The sequence below is a fragment of the Desulfosarcina sp. genome, from assembly GCF_041551955.1.
Lineage (GTDB): Bacteria > Desulfobacterota > Desulfobacteria > Desulfobacterales > Desulfosarcinaceae > Desulfosarcina.
This window is the reverse complement of sequence record NZ_JBFELV010000568.1, coordinates 1-2,651: the sequence shown is the minus strand read 5'-3', so window position 1 is coordinate 2,651 and position 2,651 is coordinate 1. Positions and strand designations below refer to the sequence as shown.

2 protein-coding genes are annotated in these 2,651 nt (G+C 57.5%); both read left to right on the top strand.

Going from position 1 to position 2,651, the window contains the following annotated elements; translation table 11 throughout:
• The first annotated feature begins 404 nt into the window (after window positions 1-404).
• Window positions 405-1,898 (top strand): hypothetical protein, encoded by a 1,494-nt coding sequence (locus ABYV26_RS24240; protein WP_372683920.1) that lies wholly within the window; start codon window positions 405-407, stop codon window positions 1,896-1,898.
• A complete protein-coding gene (locus tag ABYV26_RS24235; RefSeq protein WP_372683919.1) occupies window positions 1,877-2,551 on the top strand; it encodes a hypothetical protein in 675 nt (224 codons plus the stop codon). Before ABYV26_RS24240 ends, ABYV26_RS24235 begins: the two co-directional genes overlap by 22 nt.
• Window positions 2,552-2,651 lie beyond the last annotated feature (100 nt).

Genomic DNA, 2,651 nt, shown 5'->3' with positions numbered 1-2,651 from the left:
CTCCCCTCTTCCCGCATCCCCATGCATGGCCAGCCGACCGTCCGGGCCAGGGCGCAACTGCGTATAAAAAATATGATGCGGTTCTCCAGAAAGCGCGAGTTCACAACTATTCCCAGGCAACCCAACTTTGTCATTCCGGACGCAGGGCAGCGAAGATCCGGAATCCAGGAAGGTTCATGGGGGGCCGGATCCCCGCTGTCGCGGCAAGGACACCCAAAAAAGACCGGCTTGCGTTTTATCGATAACCGTACAACTTATTGAATCTATATTCAATATAATAACCACGGCTTCCGTGTCGCGCCAGGGGTGACCGAACCCGCCGAACCAGTCTTGCCATTGAATGTCACATGTCGGCATGTGAATTGCTGGATGCATCTGATCAACTTAAATGAATGGAGGATATCATGCCAGATGCAACCCTGATGTTCAATATCACGCCGGTGCCGTTCCTCTCGGTCCTGGTATGGATTTTTTTGTGCATCGCGGCCATGTATTTTGCACGGCGGCCCTTTCACGATTCAATGGGGTCGCTGGGCCGGGTGATTTACAATGCCATGCGCGTGGCCTCCGCTTCGGTGAAGATGGCCCGCCAGCGTCTGGAGGCGCGCAACCGTGAAGTCCTGCTGGCTGCGGGCGTCGAACATGCCGAACGACGCACGGAACGCGAATTCGAGCGCATCAGCACGGCCGTGGAACGAAACCTGGAAGGCTACCCTCAGCTGCAGCGGCAGCTCCGTGAAGATCTGTTGAAGCTCGAGGACGATTACCGTAAAACCGCCGAAATTCCCCAGGGTCTGTCGGACTGGGTCAAGGTGATCGATGCCATCGCCGGCATCAAACCCTCGGGTGACCCCATGGTGGCCAACCTTCTCGAAGACATCCACAACACATTGAAGGAACAACACAAGGCCGCCCTCGAGGGCCATCGCAAAGCGGTGTCGGACCGCCACGGGGTCCTCACGCGCATGGTCCCCCAGTGGCGCGCCACCGACAAGACGCTCAAGGGGATCGAAAAAGCCATCTCCGAGCTGACCGGCCGCTCCCAGGCGGTGGACCAATGCATCACCGACTATGAGACGGTCAGGACACACACCGACATCGCCGAACGTCAGCTTTCATCGTCTTCGCTGACCCAGTTCTTCACATCCGGACTGGTCCTGGGTGTGTTCGTGATCGGCGCCATCATCAACTTCAACCTGGTTGCCCTGCCCATGTCCGAGATGGTGGGCGGTGCCAGCTATATCGGTGCATTCAAGACATCCGATGTGGCCGGCATGTTCATCGTCTGTCTGGAAGTCGTCGTGGGCATCTTTCTCATGGATGCCCTGCGTTTCACCCGGCTGTTCTCGGTAATCGGCTGCCTCGACGACAAAAAGCGCACCTGGTTCTTTTTTATCCTGCTGGCCATGCTGACGATCCTGGCCGGTGTCGAGTCTTCTCTGGCCTTCATGCGCGACCGCATCGCCGCAGACATGGAAGCCCTGAGACAAAGCCTGGCCGGCGTCGAGCCCACTGCCGTCGCCGCCAGCAAGATCCCCACGATCGGTCAGATGATCTTAGGGTTCATCCTGCCCTTCATCCTGACCACGGTAGCCATGCCCTTCGAGACCTTTGTCTCGTCATCGCGAACCGTGCTCGGCATGGCCGGCGCCTGGGCGCTGCGCGCCCATGGGTTTCTTTTGCGCCTGGCGGGCAACCTGGGCTATTACCTGGGCCGATTGGTGGTCAATGTGTACGACCTGATCATCTTTCCGGCCCTCTGGTTGGAGGCGCTGGTTCTTCGAAAAATGGCTGCCTCGCCCAAGGTGCCGAAAGCGGAGAAAGATCGGTCCGCCACCAAAAATAAAACCATGACCTTGTTGGAGGAGACGGCGCCATGCAAAAAAACTGCCGATTGAAGCCACGCACGATGATTGCTGCGGCGTTGTTTGCGGTCCTCTTGATGCCCTGCGGTTGCGCTCAAAAGATGGACCACACCAAGGGGGTATATATGCTGGTGGACACCTCGGGCACCTATACCGAGGAGCTCAACAAGGCCCGGGCCATCATCAACTACCTGCTGGGCACCCTGGCCCCCGGGGACACCATGGCCGTGGCCCGCATCGATACGGGCAGCTTCAGCGAAAAGGACATCGTCGCCAAAGTCACCTTCGACCAGCGTCCGTCGGTGGCCAACACGCAAAAACGCGCCTTTCAGAAGCAAGTGGCCGATTTTGTGTCCTCGGTGGCAGGCAGCAGCCACACGGACATTTCCGGTGGGCTCCTGCAGGCCGTCGAATACCTGAACGAAGCCGGATCCGGCCAGAAATTCGTCCTGATTTTCTCGGACCTGAAAGAAGAACTGGCCCGCGGCCACGTTCGGGATGTTCCCTTTCAATTGGATGGGTTCAGCATCATTGCCTTGAATGTCACCAAACTCCGGGACGATATTCGCGATCCTAAAAATTATCTGCAGCGAGTGGATCAGTGGCGGGACAAGACGGAGTCCGGCGGCGGGGCCTGGCGGGTGATCAATGACCTGGAGCGGCTGGACAATATGTTTTCATTGTAGAACTTATCTCAAAAATAGTCTAAGTGCCCATGGCGGCGTTATGAAACGGCTCAACATGCTCACATACTACATGTATGCTCCGCTTTTTCGCCGTTGCATG

Excerpts from the sequence above, each read along its gene's own strand:
- ABYV26_RS24235 (WP_372683919.1), top strand. The coding sequence starts at position 1,877 with ATGCAAAAAAACTGCCGATTGAAGCCACGCACGATGATTGCTGCGGCG.
- ABYV26_RS24240 (WP_372683920.1), top strand. The coding sequence starts at position 405 with ATGCCAGATGCAACCCTGATGTTCAATATCACGCCGGTGCCGTTCCTC.